General features: G+C 42.2%; 17 protein-coding genes. 9 read left to right on the top strand and 8 right to left on the bottom strand.

Going from position 1 to position 21903, the window contains the following annotated elements; translation table 11 throughout:
- Positions 1–45: 45 nt before the first annotated feature.
- The 4 genes from BTV98_RS08955 to BTV98_RS08940 form a co-directional block, all read right to left on the bottom strand.
- Positions 46–975 (bottom strand): transporter substrate-binding domain-containing protein, encoded by a 930-nt coding sequence (locus BTV98_RS08955; protein WP_075103429.1) that lies wholly within the window; start codon positions 973–975, stop codon positions 46–48.
- A 32-nt stretch (positions 976–1007) separates the two neighbouring features.
- Positions 1008–1808, bottom strand: a complete 801-nt coding sequence (locus BTV98_RS08950; protein ID WP_178379374.1) for a transporter substrate-binding domain-containing protein — start codon at positions 1806–1808, stop codon at positions 1008–1010.
- A 348-nt stretch (positions 1809–2156) separates the two neighbouring features.
- Complete coding sequence (locus BTV98_RS08945; protein WP_058368088.1) at positions 2157–2954, bottom strand: ABC transporter ATP-binding protein; 798 nt, start codon at positions 2952–2954, stop codon at positions 2157–2159.
- A 316-nt stretch (positions 2955–3270) separates the two neighbouring features.
- Positions 3271–3648, bottom strand: coding sequence for a hypothetical protein (locus BTV98_RS08940; protein ID WP_143505728.1), 378 nt, complete (start codon positions 3646–3648; stop codon positions 3271–3273).
- 453 nt (positions 3649–4101) lie between these two features.
- Between BTV98_RS08940 and BTV98_RS08935 the strand changes: the two genes are divergently transcribed.
- The 5 genes from BTV98_RS08935 (at position 4102) to BTV98_RS08915 (ending at position 8973) form a co-directional block, all read left to right on the top strand.
- On the top strand, positions 4102–5403 hold the full coding sequence (locus BTV98_RS08935; protein WP_058368086.1) for a glutamate-5-semialdehyde dehydrogenase: 1302 nt from the start codon (positions 4102–4104) through the stop codon (positions 5401–5403).
- 204 nt (positions 5404–5607) lie between these two features.
- The gene (locus BTV98_RS08930; RefSeq protein WP_075103428.1) at positions 5608–6372 is read left to right on the top strand and encodes a ribonuclease domain-containing protein; all 765 of its coding nucleotides are present in this window, start codon (positions 5608–5610) and stop codon (positions 6370–6372) included.
- A 1-nt stretch (position 6373) separates the two neighbouring features.
- Positions 6374–6718, top strand: a complete 345-nt coding sequence (locus tag BTV98_RS08925; RefSeq protein ID WP_058368085.1) for a barstar family protein — start codon at positions 6374–6376, stop codon at positions 6716–6718.
- Between the two features lie 88 nt (positions 6719–6806).
- A complete protein-coding gene (gltS, locus tag BTV98_RS08920) occupies positions 6807–8081 on the top strand; it encodes a sodium/glutamate symporter (RefSeq protein ID WP_058368084.1) in 1275 nt (424 codons plus the stop codon).
- 193 nt (positions 8082–8274) lie between these two features.
- On the top strand, positions 8275–8973 hold the full coding sequence (locus BTV98_RS08915; protein ID WP_075103427.1) for a ZIP family metal transporter: 699 nt from the start codon (positions 8275–8277) through the stop codon (positions 8971–8973).
- Between the two features lie 213 nt (positions 8974–9186).
- On the opposite strand, the gene glyA is transcribed toward BTV98_RS08915, so the two are convergent.
- Positions 9187–10443, bottom strand: coding sequence for a serine hydroxymethyltransferase (gene glyA, locus BTV98_RS08910; RefSeq protein ID WP_075103426.1), 1257 nt, complete (start codon positions 10441–10443; stop codon positions 9187–9189).
- Between the two features lie 398 nt (positions 10444–10841).
- On the bottom strand, positions 10842–12167 hold the full coding sequence (locus BTV98_RS08905; protein ID WP_075103425.1) for a GNAT family N-acetyltransferase: 1326 nt from the start codon (positions 12165–12167) through the stop codon (positions 10842–10844).
- A gap of 733 nt (positions 12168–12900) precedes the next feature.
- On the opposite strand from BTV98_RS08905, the gene BTV98_RS08900 reads away from it, so the two are divergent.
- Positions 12901–15120, top strand: coding sequence for an NADP-dependent isocitrate dehydrogenase (locus BTV98_RS08900; RefSeq protein ID WP_058368081.1), 2220 nt, complete (start codon positions 12901–12903; stop codon positions 15118–15120).
- 149 nt (positions 15121–15269) lie between these two features.
- Here BTV98_RS08900 and icd read toward each other — a convergent pair whose 3' ends face one another.
- The gene (gene icd, locus BTV98_RS08895; protein WP_058368080.1) at positions 15270–16529 is read right to left on the bottom strand and encodes an NADP-dependent isocitrate dehydrogenase; all 1260 of its coding nucleotides are present in this window, start codon (positions 16527–16529) and stop codon (positions 15270–15272) included.
- Positions 16530–16915: 386 nt separating this feature from the next.
- Between icd and BTV98_RS08890 the strand changes: the two genes are divergently transcribed.
- Both BTV98_RS08890 and BTV98_RS08885 read left to right on the top strand, forming a co-directional pair.
- The gene (locus BTV98_RS08890; protein ID WP_075103424.1) at positions 16916–17530 is read left to right on the top strand and encodes a pseudouridine synthase; all 615 of its coding nucleotides are present in this window, start codon (positions 16916–16918) and stop codon (positions 17528–17530) included.
- A 168-nt stretch (positions 17531–17698) separates the two neighbouring features.
- Positions 17699–18508, top strand: a complete 810-nt coding sequence (locus tag BTV98_RS08885) for a DUF305 domain-containing protein (protein WP_058368079.1) — start codon at positions 17699–17701, stop codon at positions 18506–18508.
- A gap of 158 nt (positions 18509–18666) precedes the next feature.
- Here BTV98_RS08885 and BTV98_RS08880 read toward each other — a convergent pair whose 3' ends face one another.
- Entirely contained in the window at positions 18667–20670 is a 2004-nt protein-coding gene (locus BTV98_RS08880; protein ID WP_058368078.1) for a M61 family metallopeptidase, read from the bottom strand.
- Between the two features lie 460 nt (positions 20671–21130).
- Between BTV98_RS08880 and BTV98_RS08875 the strand changes: the two genes are divergently transcribed.
- Positions 21131–21616 carry a peptidylprolyl isomerase gene (locus BTV98_RS08875; protein WP_058368077.1) on the top strand — a complete coding sequence of 162 codons (486 nt, stop codon included), beginning with the start codon at positions 21131–21133 and terminating at the stop codon, positions 21614–21616.
- Positions 21617–21903: the final 287 nt, after the last annotated feature.

Here is a 21903-nt window from a genome sequence, read left to right as displayed (position 1 = left end):
TTTACTAAAGACAAACAGCTCAGATATTACTTATTACATGCGCTATTAGTTAGTCGCTGCTTCTGCTTGCTCTTCTTCAGCAATCATAGCATTGGCATCGACATTTCCTTCGTCCACGACGACTACCTTTTCAACACCATCGGTTGCTGCCGCTTGTTGAGCAGCAGCGGTCGTGCTGGTACCAAAGTAGCTACCAGTAATCTGGTCATAGACACCATTGGATTTTAGCTCAGCCAAAGCTTCATTGAACCTGGCAACTAGAGGATCACCTTTACGAAAGGCAATACCCATGGCATCTTCTTCAGTACTAATCTCTTGACCTTTGACTTCATAGTCTTGACCAGCTTCAGTCTTTAGCCAATCAATGCCTGTCACTTTATCTGACATCATGGCACGTAAGCGACCTGATGTCAGATCTAGATAAGCGTTGTCTTGAGTATCATAAAGCTTGATGTCAGCATCGGGATATTCGTCTTGCAAATACTGTGATGAGACCGTTGAGCGCTGCGAAGCTACAGGCTGCCCTTTTAGATCAGCGACGCTGATATCGTCGCCCTTTTTACCGATCAAGATAATGCCAGTATGAAAGTATGGATCCGTAAAATCTACCACTTCTTTACGCTCAGGCGTGATTGACATACCAGCGATAATCGCATCGAATTTTTGTGCATTAAGGCCAGGAATAAGACCATCCCAATCTTGAGAGATTACCTCACACTCAGCTTTCATTTGCGCACATAGCGCATCGACCAATTCAATCTCATAACCGATAAGTTTGCCATCAGCATCTGTGTAACTAAACGGCTTATAACTTGATTCGGTGGCGATTTTTACATTGATAGGGGCATCAGAAGCTGCAGTATCTGACACAGCATTCTCTTCTGGTGCAGTACTATTGTTACAGCCAGCCAGCATCAGCATAGCAGCGCTAAGCGGTGCCAACCATTTGGCTTTACTTACGATAGATGTTGTCATAATTGCTACTCTCTTATTTCTAAAACAGAATTTTATTGACCAAAGTTTTCTTGTTCAAGACGAGCAAGCTCACCGTTGCTGCGGATCTCACTTAACGCCTTATTAAAGTCATCTTTAAGAGAGTCGTTTTTACGTACAGCGATGGCAATGTTGTCGTTGTTATCTATTTCATCACCAACAATACCAAAGCCTTCAGGGTTATCTGCCAACCACGATTTGGCCGATACTTTTTCAGCCAATACTGCATCGCTACGGCCTGATTTTAGATCTAAATAGGCGTTGTCATAATTATCGTATAACTGAACTGTATTGCCGTCTTTACCTTCATAATTATCTTGTAGATAAGCGCCTGGAGTCGTTGAGCGTTGACCACCTAATGTCAGGTTTTCCATTGCCATTGGATCAAAACTGCCATTAGTATCAGTTAGCCATACCATGGTATTAGCGAAGTAAGGCTCAGTAAAATCTACCTTTTCTTGACGCTCAGGAGTAATTGACATACCTGCGACCACGGCATCGTACTTTTGCGCCAATAGACCTGGAATGATACCGTCCCAGTCTTGAGCGACGATCTCACAGTTGGCTTGCATCTGCTCACACAAAGCATTGGCAACATCGACATCAAAACCTGCCAAACTGCCATCAGCGTTGGTATAGTTAAAAGGAGGGTAAGCGCCCTCAGTCGCGATACGAATAGTCTTACCAGTCGCGTCTGCCGCAGGTGCATCAGCGCTAGTATCAGCGGCTTCATTAGCAGGTTGACTACAAGCACTAAGCGCAATGGCCGCGGTGATGGTCATCGACGACCACAATAGGCGAGAGTTCGACATCATACGTTCCTCATTTTTTAATAAATTTTCGATAAAAATTTGTGTTGTTTTAACGTCTGACATCCTTGCCAGATATAAATACAATAACAAGTATTGACATTTTATAGACAACTCGATAATACCTCACTCAAATATCAAAAACAAACGTTTTGCATATTGACTGTCATTATCGAGTAATAAAGCATCAAATGAGGATAAAAAACATGCTCGATGTTCGTTTGACATCGCCACTATCTGACGTTGTTAGTTTGTCAATGTCAGATAGTGGTAAGGTGACTGATTGTCTGAGAAGTTAACACATAAGGTTAAAACATAGCGCGATAGATAATAGTTGACGGGTATTTTTAATAATTAATTTTGATTGTGCGATGCCATAAATTCTTTGACTCGCTCTGAGGTGGGATTATCAAATACCTGCTCAGGTGTGCCTATCTCTTCTATCACACCTTGATGTAAAAACACCACTTTGTTTGAGACTTCACGAGCAAAGCGCATTTCGTGAGTGACAATTAACATCGTACGTCCCTCCTCTGCTAAGTCTCGCATAACGGTCAGCACTTCATTGACCAGCTCAGGATCAAGCGCAGAAGTTGGCTCATCAAACAACAATACGCGTGGCTGCATAGCAAGTGCACGAGCGATAGCAACACGCTGACGCTGACCACCTGACAAGTTGGCAGGATAAGCGTCTTTTTTGTCAAGCAAACCAACTTTATCTAGCAGTTTCTCTGCATCACTGATGGCTTGCTCTTTTTTAATTTTTAATACTTGCGTTGGCCCTTCAATGATGTTTTGTAGAATTGTCTTGTGTGGCCACAAATTAAAATTTTGAAAGACAAAACCCACACGGGCACGTAAGCTGTCGAGCTGCTTATTGTCTACCGCCTGCATCTCACCGGACTTGGTTGGCTTTAGCATGAGCTCTTCATTGCCAACACTGATATGTCCTTGCGTGGGCTTTTCAAGTAGATTAATACATCGTAGTAAAGTCGATTTACCAGAGCCAGAAGATCCTAAGATAGAGATGACATCGCCATCGTAGGCAGTCAACGATACACCTTTGAGCACAGCCAATGAGCCAAAGCTTTTATGAAGATCTTGTAACTCTAAGGCAATAGGGCGAGTCGAGTTTGCGGCAGTCTCAAGCATGGGTTAGCAGATTTCCAATAAAAATAAATAAAGGGAGAAGCGTCATAATAACTTAAAATGATACTAATAAGTTTTATAGGGCTATTGCGCCACATTGTCGCTTAAAACAGGACCAAAAGGCAAACTTTCTATCTGTTTTTTATGATTGATACATCTTGCTTCTTTACCCATAAAAACAGCTCAGATAGCATTGGCATATCTGAGCTCACATCTATTAGTAGCGTTTGTTATACAAAGGTAGTAATAGTCAGTTCAACTACTAGCTCAAGTAATAGACACTCTATAAGCTTATTACTCATGACTTGATAGGTTAAAATTAGTAGGTTGAGACATGTTCTTCTGATTCGCTACCATCTAGTATTTCAGATTCGTCAGCTACTTCAGACTCATCAGCCGTAGCAATGGCAACGTCATTGTTCATCATATCACTATCAGCGTCGCTAGGCATATCATCCGAAGCGTATGCTGTATCTTCACTGGTGGCCATGGCAGTGTCATCGTCTACATTGGTGACACCCTGCTCCACTTCTGCTTGAGCATCCATAGCTGTCTCATCTTCGTTCACTGGTGTCTCATTGTCCGCACAAGCGCCTAAGGCTAAAACAGATGCTGCTAACGAAGCAAACAACCACTTTTTGAGCATTGGTTTATGCATTGTTGTCTCTATTGTGTTGGTTTTTTTCATGGTCTTCATTTTAATTCTCCGCGGCTCTTTGGCACTGGTAGGATTCGAAAATTTTCTAAACGCATTCAGTGATTATTGAGTTTAGTAAATGCTTGGTGATTTAGTACTCAACTATACTGATAACCGCTTGTCACTACCTTAGTAGTTACAGCACAGTTATGTTAAAAGTGCGTAACCACGTACGTATTAAGTTTTTTGTATTATTATTTTGAGTTAACACTCTTACAAATAGATAGTATTTTGAATTAACTCTTATGTTTATAAAAACTGATAAAGTCAGCATAAGTGACAAGAATTGCTGAGTAAAGGCAGTTACTGTTCACAAATTCATCTTTACTATCGACTGTAACTCCTCTATGTTAAATAGCATAACGCTGTGAGTCCGATAAAACGTAAACTCTGGCCAACGATACTCAATTATTAATGAAAAACTCTCATCCACAGACACAAGGAAAATCTTTTATGAGTCAATCAAATACCGCAGACGTCGCTACTTATATGCAACAAGTCGGCAAACAAGCACGTGCAGCGTCGCGTACGCTTGCCGCTGCTAATACTGGCGATAAAAACTCAGCATTGTTAGCGATTCATGATGTATTAGTTGATGCAAAACAAGATATTTTATCTGCTAACAAAATCGATATGGATAACGGTCAAAAAAACAACCTTGAAACAGCGCTTCTAGATCGCCTAGAGTTAAATGAAGATCGGTTTGAGGGCATGCTCCAAGGCCTAAAAGATGTCGCAGCACTACCTGATCCTATCGGTGAAGTCACAGACATGACCTATCGTCCATCTGGTATTCATCTAGGTAAAATGCGCGTGCCACTTGGCGTCGTTGGCATGATTTATGAGTCGCGTCCAAACGTTACTTTAGAAGCTGCTTCTTTAGCTCTAAAATCAGGCAACGCCATTATTCTACGCGGCGGCTCAGAAGCATTTGAATCCAATCAAGCAATCGCGAAATGTATTCATCAGGGCCTAAAAAAAGCTGGCCTCTCTGAGCATAGCGTGCAAGTATTACAAACCACAGATCGCGCCGCTGTTGGTGAACTTATTACCATGACTGAATATGTCGATGTCATTGTACCGCGTGGTGGCAAAGGTCTGATTGCCCGTATCAGTAATGATGCCAAAGTGCCTGTAATCAAACATCTAGATGGCAATTGCCACACCTTTATCGATAGCGATGCCGATCCAAAAATCGCCATCGATGTCAGCGTCAACGCTAAAACGCATCGCTATGGCACGTGCAATACTATGGAGACGTTATTGCTCGATGATACAGTTGCAGACGAGCTATTACCGCAGATTGCTGAAGCCATTATCCAAGCTGATGACGCCATGCAACTACGTCTCGATGACAAGGCGCAAGCTATCTTAAGTGATAATGCTAAGCTCGAAGGTCATCTATCGGCTGCAACTGATGAGGACTGGGATACTGAATATCTAGCGCCTATTTTAGCGATTAAAATCGTGTCAGGCATTGATGAAGCCATTGAACATATCAACACCCATGGCAGCCATCATACCGATGTCATCATTACTGATAACTATACTAAGTCGCAGCGCTTTATCCGTGAAGTGGACTCAGCCAGTGTCATGATCAATGCTTCTAGCCGTTTCGCAGATGGTTTTGAGTATGGCTTAGGCGCAGAGATTGGTATCTCAACCGACAAGATTCACGCGCGTGGCCCTGTAGGTCTTGAAGGCTTAACTTCACAGAAGTGGATTGTCTATGGACATGGCGAGACGCGCGCTTAACTTGTTGTCTCTTGTTAACTTATTACCCCTTAACCTACCATTTATGGCGTAACCTCAAGTATAATCCACAAAAAAACGTCAGCTTAATTGCTGGCGTTTTTTTATTAATGGTAAATGGGCCATAAAAAATCAGTTACTCAATAAAAAACCAAGATAAAAGTCAGGTTGCAACATAACGAAAAAACCATATAGGAACGTGGCCTTATGCAAAGTGGCAAAATCAAGCACTATAACATCGATAAAGGCTATGGCTTTATCGATGTCGATGAGCAAAATGAAGATGTCTTCTTTCATGTCAGTAAAGTGAGGTTGTCACAACCAATCACTATAGGTCAACGAGTCTATTTTAATAGTGAACGTAACGATAAAAGTCAATTGAGAGCAACTAAGGTGACTGATGCTTCGTTGAGTATCGAGCAGAGTACGTCAAGATCAAAACATACGTCAGTACATTCAAACCAAAGTAATCAGAACGACGGCCGGAGACCAAGTAGCGTGAGTAGCCGTAACCGCCATCATACCTCTAGCAATCAACATCAGAGGCATGGCAATAAAAGCTGGAAATCAACTGCTCTTAGCGTACTTATTCTTATTGCCGTTATATTCTTTGGCTATACTGAATTAAAGCCTGCGTTACTCGGTGATGCTCCATCTAATACTACGTCAACCTCTTCTTATGTTGAGACAGATACAAGCGCTATCACAGGCGACCCTCAGGTAGACCAAACCATTGCGCTGATTCAACAAGGTGGGCCTTTTCCGTATCCGAATAAAGACGGTACTACCTTTTATAATCGTGAAGGCAGACTGCCTGCCGAGTCCCAAGGGTACTACCGCGAGTACACAGTACCCACGCCTGGGGTGTCTCATCGAGGAGCGCGGCGTATTGTCACTGGGGGCAACCCTCCTACCGTCTATTACTTGACCATCGACCATTACGACAGCTTTCGAAAGCTTAAGGTAAATTAATATGAGCCAAGCCATTTATTTTATTGATCAAAGCAGTGCAGCACTAAGTGACAGCATTCCTAAGCAGGCTGTTAGCATCCCAATCGGTAAAACGCTTGATAAAAACACCCTTTTGATCAGCTTAGCCAAAGCGTGCGATTTTCCCAGCTACTTTGCTCATAACTGGGATAGTGCGTGGGATTGTTTGACAGATAGTGAAGTTGCGTATCTAGAGCTTAATTTGGCTGAGGTAGAGAACATAAACACTGAGGACTTTAACGTTTTTAAAGGTATCGTTGAAGATGCCTATAAGGACTTCGGCAAGCCGCAACTTTGGGTGGTTGTGCCGACAAGAGACAAGGATTAGTCGCTAATTATCACAAAACCTAAATTTAAGATAAATATAATTTTGTCCCAAATTTAGGTTAATTTATATTTAGAAAAAGGATTGATCTATGGAAATTACTTTAAATGGCTATTACACCTTGATATTAGCCACTTTAGTACTATTGCTAGGGCGGTTTTTGGTTAAGAATATCAAGTTTTTAGAGAATTTTAATATTCCAGAACCAGTTGCAGGTGGTTTAGTAGCTGCAGTCGTTGTTTATATATTAAATATATTTTGGGGATTTAGCTTTAACTTTCACCAAGGATTGCAAACGGCAACCATGCTGATGTTCTTTGCCTCCATCGGTCTGAGTGCTGACTTTAGTAAGCTCAAAGCAGGTGGCACGCCATTATTAGTTTTCACCATTGTGGTGTCCGTTTTTATTATCTTGCAGGATATCGTTGGTGTCGCGATGGCGAGTGCTCTTGGACTTGACCCTTTACTTGGGTTGGTCACAGGTTCTATCGCGCTTACTGGTGGACATGGTACAGCAGGCGCATGGGGCATTACTTTAGAGGAGCAATATGGCGTAGTCGGTGCAACGACTCTAGGTATCGCTGTTGCAACTTATGGTCTAGTCGCAGGCGGCGTAGTCGGTGGGCCTGTAGCTCGTCGTTTGATCCAAAAGCTTGGTATAGAGCCAACTCCCTACAATCAAAGTCCAAGTGATATTGAAAAGGTAACAGGTGCGCAGTCACTATATAGTACCAAGCACGACGAAGACGACATTTTAAATGACAAAGAAATCTTTGAAAGACCTGACCACATTCGTCTTATTACTGCGTCCTCTACCATTGAAACTTTGGCACTGTTTGCCGGTGCACTGGCGTTTGCAGAAACCATGACATTGGTTGCAGCCGATACTTGGTTTGAGTTGCCTACCTTCGTTTGGGCGTTAGCAGGCGGTGTGATTATTCGCAACGTACTAACGATATTTTTTAACTTTGAGATGTTTGACCGTGCCATCGATGTATTAGGTAACGCCTCTTTGAGCCTGTTTTTGGCCATGGCATTGTTGTCACTAAAACTATGGCAGCTGACTGATTTGGCAGGACCTGTACTGATTATCTTAATCGTACAAACGGTGATTATGATTATTTATGTGTACCTAGTAACCTTTAAGGTAATGGGCAAAAACTACGATGCCGCTGTCTTGTCAGCAGGACATTGTGGTTTTGGTATGGGAGCAACGCCGACTGCGATTGCAAATATGCAGGCGGTCACCGATCGCTACCTGCCTTCGTATAAGGCGTTCTTAATTGTGCCAATGGTTGGTGCATTCTTTGTCGATATCGTCAACGCTACAGTATTGCAAATATTCGTTAATTTGCCGTTTATGTAGAAACAAGACTTTTTAGACCAGTCTTAGTAATAATTAAAGCCCCAACTACACTTCGGTTAGTTGGGGTTTTTGGTTAGCGTGTTTACTGATCACATAGATTAAAGAACAAACCTTACGTTTTTGTTACGCAACTTCTAATGACACCAAAACCATTAGCCGTTATCAATGGTGTATAAAAATATTGAGGTAAATTATGTTAGTGTTTGCAGTAATCATTGTTGTATCAGGTGCCCTTATCGTCGGGGCGCTTTGGGGGTTGTATGGGCGACTACCTAGCTGGCTTGAAGGCAACTTGCTGGCGGTCGCAGGCGGCGCACTGACGATATCAGTGGTAATCGAGCTATTACAACCAGCCGTGACTGATAGCGGAATTTGGATCACAGCGGCTTTCACTTTATTAGGCGCCATCGTATTTACAGGTATTGACTACTTGATTGATGAAAAACTCAACTCGGAGGGCGGTGGTGGTCTATTGGCTGCCATCACACTTGACGGGGTGCCTGAAAATCTGGCGCTAGGCGTATCACTCTTAAGCGGCAACGTAATGCAAGTCGCTGCATTAGCAGGTTCTATCTTGTTGTCCAACCTTCCAGAAGCGGCTGGCGGTGCCAAAGAGATGCGCAAAAATGGCAAAAGTAACAAGAAAGTGCTCATGCTTTGGATCGGTGCTGCTGTTTTGTTATCGCTTGCTGCTATCTTAGGTAAGGTGCTGCTCAAGGGCGTTGATGAAGAGATTATTAGTGCTATCGATTGTTTCGCTGCTGGGGCTGTTATTGCTTCTCTAGCGACTGAAGTGTTTCCAACTGCTTTTAAACGCGGCAACCACTGGGCGGGTATCAGTGCGAGTGTTGGCCTGATATTGGCGTTGGCCTTAAATCAGCTTGGTGGTTGATGTGTTTGGTATGGCTGATACGTTGGCTGCCTAATCTCCGTGTACTATAATTCTGAATACTATGACCAAACCATCAATGTTCCAAAGACTCGACTGAGAAGTTCACTATAAAAAGACAGATTGCTTATAACAAAGAAAAAGCCGCCCAGCCTAAGCTAAGCGGTTTTTTTATACAATGCTTGATAAGCGCTGGCTTAAGTTAAGAGAACTGGCTTACTGGTTTTTTTCGTAAACTGGTAGCTCTTTACAGATAGCTTCTACTTTACCACGTACATCAGCCAAGACTTTTTCATCACCGCGGCTATCTAGTACGTCGCAGATCCAGCCAGCCAAATCGCTAGCTTGTGCTTCGTTAAAGCCACGTGTAGTAATCGCTGGCGTACCGATGCGGATACCAGATGTGACGAATGGAGATTTTGGATCATTTGGTACAGCGTTTTTATTCACAGTGATATGCGCATCGCCAAGCCATTTGTCCGCTTCTTTACCCGTCATTTCTTGCTTAACCAAGCTTATCAGCATTAGATGGTTTTCAGTACCACCAGAGATGATTTCATAACCACGATCTTGGATGACTTTAGCCATCGCTTGGGCGTTTTTGACAACTTGCTGCTGATAGGTTTTGAAATTATCTTCTAAGGCTTCTTTGAAGCAAACCGCTTTTGCAGCGATTACATGCATCAATGGACCACCTTGGTTGCCTGGGAATACCGCAGAATTGAGCTTTTTCGCCAGCTTCTCATCACGAGCCAAGATCATACCTGAACGCGGGCCACGTAAGGTTTTGTGCGTTGTCGTAGTGACTACATCAGCAAATGGTACTGGGCTTGGGTAAACACCACCAGCGATAAGACCCGCTACGTGCGCCATATCTACCAGTAAGTACGCGCCTACTTCGTCAGCGATTTCACGGAAACGCTGCCAATCAACCACTTGTGAATACGCTGAAAAACCAGCAATAATCATTTTAGGCTTATGCTCTTTTGCCAAACGCTCAACTTCGTCATAATCGATAAGGCCAGTGCCCTCAACCAATCCGTATTGTACGGCATTATAGTTAAGGCCCGAGAAGTTAATATGCGCGCCATGCGTCAAGTGGCCACCCGCGTCTAGGCTCATGCCAAGTACTGTATCATTAGGCTCAAGCAATGCTAAAAATACTGCTGAGTTCGCTTGGCTGCCTGAGTGCGGCTGTACGTTGACATACTCGGCACCGAACAATTCTTTTGCACGATCAATAGCCAACTGTTCAACGACATCAACGTGTTCACAACCACCGTAATAACGCTTGCCTGGATAGCCTTCAGCATATTTATTGGTAAGGTCTGTACCTTGCGCTTCCATCACAGCTTGCGAGCAATAGTTTTCTGAAGCAATAAGCTCGATATGGTTTTCTTGACGTACACTTTCAGCTTCCATGGCTTTTGAAAGTTCTGGATCAAAATCCTTGATAGATATATCTTTAAACATATAAATGTCCTATATATTGACTATTGTTAGAAAGGAGTTGGTAGAGATAAGAAGCCTAGAGGCGGCATCTCGGTATCAGCAATAGTTTTGATGTGCTCCTGCATTCAGGATATCGCTATAACCAAGTGTAACATGAAAATTTACGTTATGAGCGCAAAAAAGCCCCACCTTCAGCTGGGCAAATCAAATGGTTTTATAACACAAATAAATAGCCAATAAAATAAGTGTTTTACCAGTTTTTGGAACGTGTTAAAAACGATTAAATACTTTATAGATAGATACATACCTCTGAAAAGGCAGCCTTCAGCTTTGCTAGACCAAAACAACAACAAAAAACCTCATTGATAAATATTTCGAAACCATGTTAGCCATGACCCTCAAATCGTGTCATGATCATATCAATCATGATCGGTAAACTCTGGCATATTATCAATATTGAAAGGTAGTGCATCGTGCGCATGCTGGCGATAATGTGCCATATGTAGTCGATCTTTCGCGCAAAAGTCTGCAATCGCTGGTACAAAACGCGGATCATAAATACGGTGCAACGAATGTGTTTTGTTTGGAATAAAACCGCGTATTAACTTGTGCTCACCTTGAGTACCGGGATCAAAATATGTCAAACCTTGTTCAATGGCAAACTCAATACCTTGGTAATAACATAGCTCAAAATGCAAGCTGTCATACTCCCCAAGCGCGCCCCAATAACGACCATATAAAGTCGCGTTTTCGCTATGAGGTGTGTCGTATAAAAACAAGCTACTGGCGATAATTTCATCATTCTCATTATAAGCTTGCGCTAAAAATAAGTGCTTAGGCATCTCTTTTGCCAATGCCATAAAAAATGCTTCTTTTAAGTATGGCTGTTGTCCGCGAACTGCATAGGTCATTACATAGCAATGATAAAACGTCTTCCAATCCGCCTCAGTAATCTCATCTCCGCATTTACGAACGCAACGAATCCCTTGAGCAGTCACTTTTCTACGCTCAGCACGGATATTTTTACGTTTTTTGGCCGTTAATGTCATTAAAAATGCATCGAAGTCCGTAAAAGGCTGATGGTCTTGTGATAAGTCTATATTTTGCCATAGAAACTGACAACCTTGGCGCTCAAGGATAGGATTGTTTACAGTGAGAGCCTCTATTTCCGTATGAGTTATTTGTGCAGGATTATTCACATTATTAGCAGGCATCAGTGACGTTGCCAGCTTGGCCAATGTAGGGGTTACAAACAATCCATGCCAGCTTGATGCTCCTACTTGCTGGGCAATATCATCTACTCCTGCCATCGCCGTTTTTAAAATATCGGCATCAAGCGTTTCACCAGCTGCCAACCATAAACGCTGTCCCGTAATTGGGGTATAAGGAGAGCTTGTCACCAAACGCGGATAATAATCAAGGCCATAGCGCGCATAAGCCTGTGCCCATGCATGATCAAACACAAACTCACCGCGATGGTGGTCTTTTACAAATACTGGCATGACAGCGACCGCTTGGGAGATATCTACTGGTTCTGTGATGGTGTCATTTGTGGCCTCTTGAGCCATACCCTCTATACGATAGACCAAAACAAATATAGGCAGCCATCCTGCTCGCTCGCCAATCGCTTGTGTATCTATTAGTGCTTGCCAAAAAGCAAACGACATAAAAGGCGTATCAGGCAACTGCCAATCGACTTGACTCTGCCAGCTTGTATCCTTAAGTAGTGCATACTGTAAATTCATAACTCTCACATTGTTTTTTCTTTATGGTTTAGCGTATCAAACGTCAATTATTTTGCTGTCACAATTTGCAAAAGACACGGCCAAAGCAAACAACAAGACTCAAAATCTTTGTTATATCTGTTCAACAAGCATAAAAAAGTCATCTACAATGATGCAGATGACTTCACTTGTTATATTATATGTTTATACTCATATTAGGGCGTGTTGAACGTTTGACCATGGTCCTGTTAGCCCTTTAACCAAAGGTTTTTACGCTATTGATCAGTTTTATAAATTATAATAAAGAAGCTGCAACTAAATAACAGCAGCAAAAAAATGATAATTGCATGGAAAAGATGATATCAGTGTCGATGACTGGTAGAATAAAGCTGTTATTAGATTAATATAATTTAGATACATAGGATATGAGCAAGAACAGTACACTTAGTTCATTATATGAGATTGACATTGAGCGAATTTGTAGTGGATTAGCTATAATATGCGGTCAATCAGTTACTTTTGGATAACTGTCATTAGATAATTTAAATGAAAGTAAAAGGTAACTTTTTAAATATCGTTTTATCGAATATAAATGAACGTTAGTAACAGAAAATTTTTAAGCAGTCTCAAACTTTGGGACTGCATGATGTACTTGATATAGCCATATAGTTCGTTATCGCTTAGTATGATTTGACATTAATAATCATATTTGAGCCTTATTATTAACTACCGACTAAAGGATTACTTTACTAAAATGTCAAAAATTATTTATACAAAAACTGATGAAGCCCCAGCGCTGGCGACTCTGTCGTTCTTACCTATTGTTGAAGCCTTTACGCAGACGGCAGGGATTGTTGTTGAAACCAGTGATATCTCTGTTGCCGCCCGAGTGTTGGCTGAATTTCCTGAATACTTAAATGAAGAACAACGCGTTCCTGACAATCTAGCTGAGCTTGGTCGTCTAACGCAAGAACCTGACACCAATATCATCAAACTACCTAACATCAGTGCTTCTGTGCAACAGCTTAAAGCTGTGATTAAAGAGCTACAAAGCAAAGGTTACGCGATACCTGATTTTCCCGAAGATCCACAGACTGATGAAGAAAAAGAGCTGCGCAAGCGTTTTGGTAAAGCGCTGGGTAGTGCGGTAAACCCTGTATTACGTGAAGGCAACTCAGATCGCCGTGCACCAAAGGCCGTCAAAAACTATGCGCGCAAACATCCACACTCTATGGGTGAATGGAAGCAATGGTCAAGCACGCACGTATCACACATGCATGGCGGTGACTTTTATGATGGTGAGCAGTCTATAACATTGGATAAAGCTCGTACCGTCCGTATGGAGTTGTTGCTCGATGATGGCACCAAAAAGGTCTTAAAGCCTGAGATTGCGTTACAAGACAAAGAAGTCATCGATTTGATGGTTATGAGTAAAGACGCCCTGTTAGAATTTTATGAGCGTGAAATGGAAGACTGCCGCGAAGCAGGAATTTTGTTTTCATTGCATGTAAAAGCCACCATGATGAAGGTTTCACACCCTATCGTCTTTGGTCATGCAGTAAGAATTTACTATAAAGAAGCGTTCGAAAAACATGGTGCTTGTTTTGATGAGTTAGGTATTAACGTCAACAATGGCATGGCTGATTTATACGATAAAATCTCAGTATTACCAGCATCAAAGCGTGAAGAGATTGAGCAAGACTTACATGCTTGTCAAGAGCATCGCCCGCGTCTGGCTATGGTCGACTCTGCAAAAGGTATTACCAACTTCCATTCTCCAAGCGACATTATCGTAGATGCTTCTATGCCTGCTATGATTCGTAATGGCGGTAAAATGTGGGGCGCTGATGGCAAATTATACGATTGTAAAGCCGTTATGCCTGAATCTACTTTTGCTCGTATTTATCAAGAAATGATTAATTTCTGCAAATGGCATGGCAACTTTGATCCAACTACGATGGGTACTGTGCCTAACGTCGGCCTTATGGCTCAAAAAGCTGAAGAGTATGGCTCGCATGATAAGACTTTTGAATCTAGCGATACCGGTATGGCGCGTATTGTCGATGTTGACACCGATGAAGTATTGCTCGAAAAAGACGTCAAAAAAGGTGACATTTGGCGCATGTGTCAAACCAAAGACTTACCGATTCAAGATTGGGTAAAACTTGCTGTACGCCGCGCCCGTGAATCAAATACGCCTGTTATCTTTTGGTTAGACCCATATCGTCCGCATGAAAATGAGCTAATCAAAAAGGTTAAAACCTACTTAAAAGATCATGACACTGATGGTCTCCACATTGAGATCATGTCACAAGTTCGTGCGATGCGTTATACCTTAGAGCGTGTGGCTCGCGGTCTTGATACCATTTCTGCGACTGGTAATATCTTGCGTGATTATCTCACGGACTTATTCCCTATCTTAGAATTGGGCACGAGCGCAAAAATGCTCTCAGTTGTACCTTTAATGAAAGGTGGCGGTTTGTTTGAAACTGGTGCAGGTGGTTCAGCACCTAAGCATGTCGAGCAGCTGGTAGAAGAAAACCATCTACGTTGGGATTCGTTGGGTGAGTTCTTAGCCTTGACTGAATCCTTGGAGCATTTGGCCAAAAACGATGACAATGCCAAAGCGCAAGTATTGGCAGATACGCTTGATAAAGCGACAGAAAAACTGTTATTGAATGACAAATCACCATCACGCAAAACAGGTGAGTTAGATAACCGTGGTAGTCATTTCTATCTAGCTATGTACTGGGCTGAAGAGCTTGCGGCACAAGAACAAGACAGCGAGCTAAAAGAGAAATTCTCTAAACTTGCTCAAAGTCTTGAGAGCCAAGAAGAAACTATCGTTAAAGAGTTTAATGAAGCTCAAGGTAAATCTGTAGATATCGATGGCTACTACTTTGCTGACGAAGAGCTGGCTAAGCAAGCAATGCGTCCAAGTAAAACGTTCAATGAGACTATAGCCTCACTATAGTTTTACTTGCATAACTGAGCTTTAAATCAAGGCACCCCAATGGTTGATTAACCATTGGGGTGTTTTTTTGGCTTAAAAGTTAGTAAAACAAAAGCTCAAGTTAGAGCCTCACAAGCAATGCAAACATAACGCTTGCTTTTTATGAGATTTCAAGCATCCATATGCTTGATGACTGCTTTGCCAAATTCAGAAGTACTAAGTAAAACGGCATCGGGCATTAAACGCTCAAAGTCATATGTCACAGTTTTGTTAGCGATTGCGCCTTTTATACCTTCGATAATAAGATCTGCTGCTTCAACCCAGCCCATATCACGTAACATCATCTCAGCAGACAGTATCAACGACCCTGGGTTTACTTTATTTTGACCAGCATACTTAGGGGCCGTACCATGGGTAGCCTCATAAACAGAGACAGCGCCGCCTTTATTCGCGCCTGGGGCGATACCAATACCACCAACTTCTGCAGCCAATGCATCAGAGATATAGTCCCCATTTAAGTTAAGTGTTGCAACCACTGAGTAGTCAGCTGGACGCATTAGTATCTGCTGTAAAAACGCATCAGCGATGACGTCTTTAATGATAATCTCGTTACCTGTTTTGGGGTTCTTCATCGTCATCCAAGGCCCACCGTCTAACAACTCAGCACCAAAACGCTCTGCAGCTAACTCATAGCCCCACTCTTTAAATGCACCTTCAGTAAACTTCATGATATTACCTTTGTGAACTAGAGTTACATTTGGCAAATCATTATCGATAGCATATTGGATGGCTTTGCGCACTAGGCGCTGTGTGCCTTCTTTTGATACGGGTTTGATACCGATGCCGCAGTTTTCAGGAAAACGTATTTTATCGACACCCATCTCATTTTGTAAAAAGTCGATAACCTTTTGCGCATCCTCGCTACCTGCTTTCCATTCGATACCAGCGTAGATGTCTTCTGAGTTTTCACGGAAAATGACCATATTGGTCAGTTCAGGATGTTGGACTGGGCTTGGTACACCTTCAAACCAACGTACTGGACGCTGACAAACATACAAGTCAAGCTCTTGACGTACTGCGACATTTAGTGAACGAAAGCCGCCACCAACGGGTGTGGTCAGCGGCCCTTTGATGCTAATGACATAGTCTTTTAATATCTCTAGTGTCTCGCTTGGTAGGTAATCGCCCTCATAAATTTTGGCAGCTTTTTCACCAAGGTAGGCTTCCATCCAGATGATTGATTTTTTACCATGATAAGCTTTGTCTACAGCAGCATTGACCACTTTTATCATGACAGGTGTGATATCTATACCGATACCATCACCTTCAACGAATGGAATAATAGGATTATTAGGAACATTTAACGATAAGTCAGCATTGACAGTCACTTTTTCACCGTCTCTTGGTACGATAACCTTTCTATAAGACATAAATAAAACTCCTTGATTATATGTTATGGTTCGCAAGCATACTTAGCGCTCTGCTATAGATATCTCAATGACCAGTACTACAAACACCTTTATTCCATCATGGTTTTATAATTGCAGTTATTTAGCATGATGTTTATTTAGTACACTATCTACTCAATAATGCTGTTGTTGTATCTTACAATGTTAGATGGTTAGTTACTTATTGGCTGAAATATTTATGAGCGATCACTGTTCATGGACAGTATGAGTAGATGCTAGTGCTTACTTTAACATCTATTGTCAGATGGTTTGGTTTCAAAATGTCAGACGATGATATGTGACTCAATTTCTCTTTTTTATGTTATCAAACCTTTTAACTTTTTCTTTTGTTTGGATGTATCTGCCCTATGTCGACATCAAGCCTTATTTTATTTAACAAACCTTACGGGGTACAAAGTCAGTTTCGTGACGATAGTAACAACGACCATACCACTTTATCTGAATTCTTCACTGATAAGTCTTTGAGAGTGGCTGGTCGCTTGGATGCAACGTCAGAAGGGTTACTTATTTTGACAAGTGATGGACGGATAAACAAAGCCATCACGCATCCACCAAAGGCCAATAAAGGGCATAAACAAGGCAAGACTTACCTAGTACAGGTAGAGGGTATCCCAGCCCCTGAGCAACTACGTCAACTTGAAAAGGGTGTAGTTTTAAAAGACGGTAAGACGCTGCCTGCTAGCGTCAAATATCTAAACGAAGATGAGTTACCGATGCCTCTTTGGCCGCGTAACCCGCCCATACGTAAACGTAAAAGCGTACCAGACTCGTGGCTGATGCTAACCATCTACGAGGGAAAAAATCGGCAAGTACGTCGTATGACAGCACATGTTGGCTTGCCTTGCCTGCGCTTAATCAGATGGTCAGTTGCTGGGTTTGAATTGGGCGATTTGGGTGTTGGTGAGTTTGTACGTATTCACTTAAATAAAGAGCGTTGTCAGCAGTTGGGTATCATGAAGTAACTCAATAAAGATTAAAGCAAATTTGGTGATGATATTTGAAACGTTAGCGTCTCGAATTAGCAAGATTAACCTGCTAATATTCATTATTTGTTGTGTTTTAGCCATCTAGTTTGTCAATTTATTATTCTATTTGACTATTGATTGGCTTATTTATGTTAAGGACATATTATGGCCGCTTGTTATCGTTACCCTCTTTCTGCTCTAGCTATTAGTGTTGCAGCGCTACTTTTTCTTAATGCTTGCCAGCCGGTCACTGAAAGCCCAGAAAGCACAGCTCTCCAAAACGATGAGACGACGACCATAGAAGAGGTAATAGCGCCCTCAACCAATACACAGGCGTCTGAGGTAGATGAAGCGCTTGATTCGCATACAGACCATGATATGCCAAATACAGCGATAAGCGCTGATGATAGACAAGTAAGCGACGTGCTCAAAGATTACACCAAATCGATGACTAGAATGCACGATGAGATGATGATCGGTATGAATTACAATGATCCAGATACCGCTTTCGCTAAGGGTATGCTTGGGCATCATCGCGGTGCATTAGATATGGCAAAAACTCAGCTCAAATACGGCACCGATGAAACTATGCGTAAGCTTGCACAAGAAATTATCGACTCGCAGCAAATCGAGATTGATATCCTAAACAAGTGGCTTGCTAGTCATCCCGATGCTGCTAAACCAAAGCCTGATACTCAAGCCATGCAGCGTGCATACGCTGAAGGTATGGTTACTATGCATGATGAGATGACACTTGGCATCGCAGACCCAGTGCCTGATATGGCGTTCGCTCGCGGTATGCTGCCACACCATATAGGTGCAGTAGATATGGCGATGGTTCAGATGGAGTATGGTAAGGATACAGAGATGCGTAAGCTTGCACAGCAAATCATTGATACACAGCAGCGCGAGATTGAGCTTATGCAAGATTGGATTGCTCTACAAGAGATCGATAATAATGAGCTTAATCAATAGCCGTCGCCAGCACTACGACTAGACTTTTATATATTCTCATATAAACCCCGTGTTAAGAATAACCGCTTAGCAAGGGGTTTTTATAGTGCTACATGGTTGATAGTTATTATCTAAACGCTACGATATTGATAGGCTTGTTCTTGATGATATTGATAGGCTTATTTTTGATAACGCTTCATGCCATCAAGCCACGCTTGCCAAGCCAGAACGGCCTGCTGACTCGCATCGTCCTGCTCTTGGGAGCTCTCTGTTTTCGCCAAACGCAAATTTACCTTATGTGGAAACGCTTTTTCTACTGTATCTTGCGCTTGCATGGCTACGCTAGGCAATACGCTGACACATACTAACTCATCACGGCGGAATAAATAGCAAGTAATCTTGTGCTGAGCATTACTTAAGGCGGTTAGTTGTTTATTATCAGCCTTAATACCATCAATAGCGATAATAACGTCATGAGCCGATATCCCAGCTTTTGCTGCTACGCTACCGCGTTTTACTCGATTGACTTTAAGACCTGCTGGTGTCTCGGTGCAACGTATGCCCCAAGGTATCTTTTTATCAGCCGTCTCTTTGACATCTTCATGAATGGTAATACCGTTTTTCGTCAGTAAGCGCTCAAGGGGTAGCTCCTCCACCCCATTGACATAACGTTGCTCAAAGTCTTCCCAATCGGCTATCGGCATAAACTGACTGATCACTGTACCTATATCAGCACTACTGATACCAATACGCTTGTTGTCGTTTTGCTTTGCTTGCGTATAAAAGGCTTTTACCACATCGAATAGGCGATAGCGACCAGCGCTTTTTTGCTGTAGCGTCAAGTCTAAGCAAAGAGCGACCAATGCCCCTTTATTATAATAACTGATCCCTGCGTTGCCAGTGTTCTCATCGCTACGATAAAGCTTAATCCATGCATCAAAACTGGATTCTGCGACACTTTGATGAGTGCGACCATCGGTTTGGTAATATCTATTAATTTGTTCAGCCAACAGTTTTAGATAACTGGCTTTATCAATCACGCCTGAGGCTTGCAGCATAAAATCATCAATATAAGAGGTAAAGCCTTCAAACACCCAAAGTAGTGGCGTAAACGCTTCCTTACGCAGATCTACGTCTAGCATGACATCTGGACGTACAGTCTTGACCCACCACGAATGAAAGTACTCATGACTACATAGACCCAAGAAGCGCTGATAGTCGCTACTTGGTATCTTAGGCTCATCAATGCTTGGTAAATCGCGGCGCGGGGTGATCAGGCTGGTAGAGTTGATATGCTCAAGACCGCCATAATCTTGACCACTGGCATAAGTCATAAAGGTATAGTCGTCGAATGGCGCATCACCCAGCCAACTGACATACGCCTGACAAATCTGGGTCACATCTTGCTGCAAGCGTCCCATGTTGGCATTGTGTTTGCCAGAGATAAAAAATCGATGACTCAATGCTTGATGCATCTCGTCTTGAACGATAAAATTAAATGAGGTTTGGGCGGCAATCTCAAAAGGATGATCTATCAGCTCATAGTAACTGTCTGCTTGTAAACTATAGCTATGCTTACCATGACCGTCCTGCGAATCAACAGATAGATGCGTGGCCTCAAGACCGCATGCCAATGTGATATCACCATCATCATCAGTCGCCAGATTCTGCTCTGCCAAAAATGTGGCTGGTACGATAAGGCTTACTTGTACCGGTTTTTTCTCTTGCCCTTCTACAGCTAAGGCAAGCGACGTAAAGTTTCCGTACAAACGCTGCTGATCGACATAGGCAGTGCGCACTGATAAGTCGTAACAATAAACTTCATAATGGACGCTTAGTAGCTGCCCAGCTTCAACCTGTGGCAGTTGCCACGTATTTTTATCAATCTTTTGAGCGCGTTGTTTAAAAGAGCTGTCATCACTATGTTCTTTACCCTCTTCATTCTCTATTCGGTAATAAACTGCCGTAATGTTGCGAGCAAACTCACGCATCAAATAACTGCCTGGTATCCATGCGGGCAGCCATAAGCGCGGCGATGCCGTATCTGCCGTAAAGTTCAGAGTAACATCGACTAAATGCTCAAAAAAGCGGTCAAAATCGAGCTGATAACTGATATCAGCGGTAAGTTTTGGTGCAGGCTCGCGGCTTGATGAGCTGTCTTTGGATACGGATAGTGTTGTCATATTAAATACTTATTATAGTGTTTAACTTATGGTAGAAGCCTCAAGTCCAAAACGCAACCAATAAACAACGAGTAATATAGTCAATATTCTCTAAATAAATACAGAGTTACGGTGATAAGCTTTTTGATGCTTCTAATTGGCAAAACATATAGCAAGCAAGGCAGGTTTGTGTCAGTAACGCATTAATCTGACTATATCGACTCGCTTTTAAACTGCCTATAAATAACCTATATAATGAAATTTGAATTAATTTCACTAATATTGGCATTTTTTATGTTTTTTGCCTTGAAAGTTATTATTACCATCTCAATTAAAGATGCTAACTGCTAAAGTTACTTTTATAAATTGAAATAAACTGATGATAATTGACTAATGATTTGGCTTTTGGCTTACTGATTGGCTTTTTTAGGTTTATTACAACCGCATTTAATTTTTTACATAGATATATTTAGGATAATTTATGACTACTATCGCAAAAGACACTGCCGTCAAATTCAATTACACTTTAAAAGACGACGAAGGCAACATTCTTGACCAGTCACCAGAAGGTCAACCACTTGCTTATTTGCATGGCCATAGCAATATTATTCCAGGTCTTGAGCAGCAGCTAGAAGGTAAATCTGCTGGCGAGAAAGTCAATGCAGTCGTTGAGCCTGCTGATGGCTACGGCGAATACCAAGAGCAAGCAGTACAGCACGTGCCACGTGATAACTTCCAAGGCGTTGATGACATCCAACCTGGTATGCAGTTCCAGTCAGAAGCCGGTGGTCAAGTCATGTTAGTTACTGTTACTGAAGTAAACGACAACGAAGTGACTGTTGATGCCAACCATCCACTAGCTGGTAAGCGTCTGACTTTTGATGTAGAGATTCAAGAAGTACGTGCAGCCACAGAAGATGAATTAAACCACGGCCATGTACATGGCGCAGGTGGCGTTGAGCACTAATTTATCAAAAATTAGCTAAAGCGTTTAAAGATGAGTGACACGCGTTACTTATCTTTTAGACCAAAAAACCAGTAGCGATGTCTACTGGTTTTTTTGGTTTAAATGATAAGAGCAGTTGTCTTTAAACCTTATCGTAAAAAAGATGTTATGAATGTCTTGGTAATAGAACACCCTTCTTTCAAACGTAATAAAACCGCACAACGACAGGCGCTATGCGGTTTCTATCACCAACCATCCTTGTTTACGTTATGCTACACCCAATCCCAAGACATAGTATAACTATTAGG

This window comes from Psychrobacter sp. Cmf 22.2 (assembly GCF_001921745.1).
GTDB lineage: Bacteria > Pseudomonadota > Gammaproteobacteria > Pseudomonadales > Moraxellaceae > Psychrobacter.
This window is presented reverse-complemented; position numbering and strand designations above follow the sequence as displayed.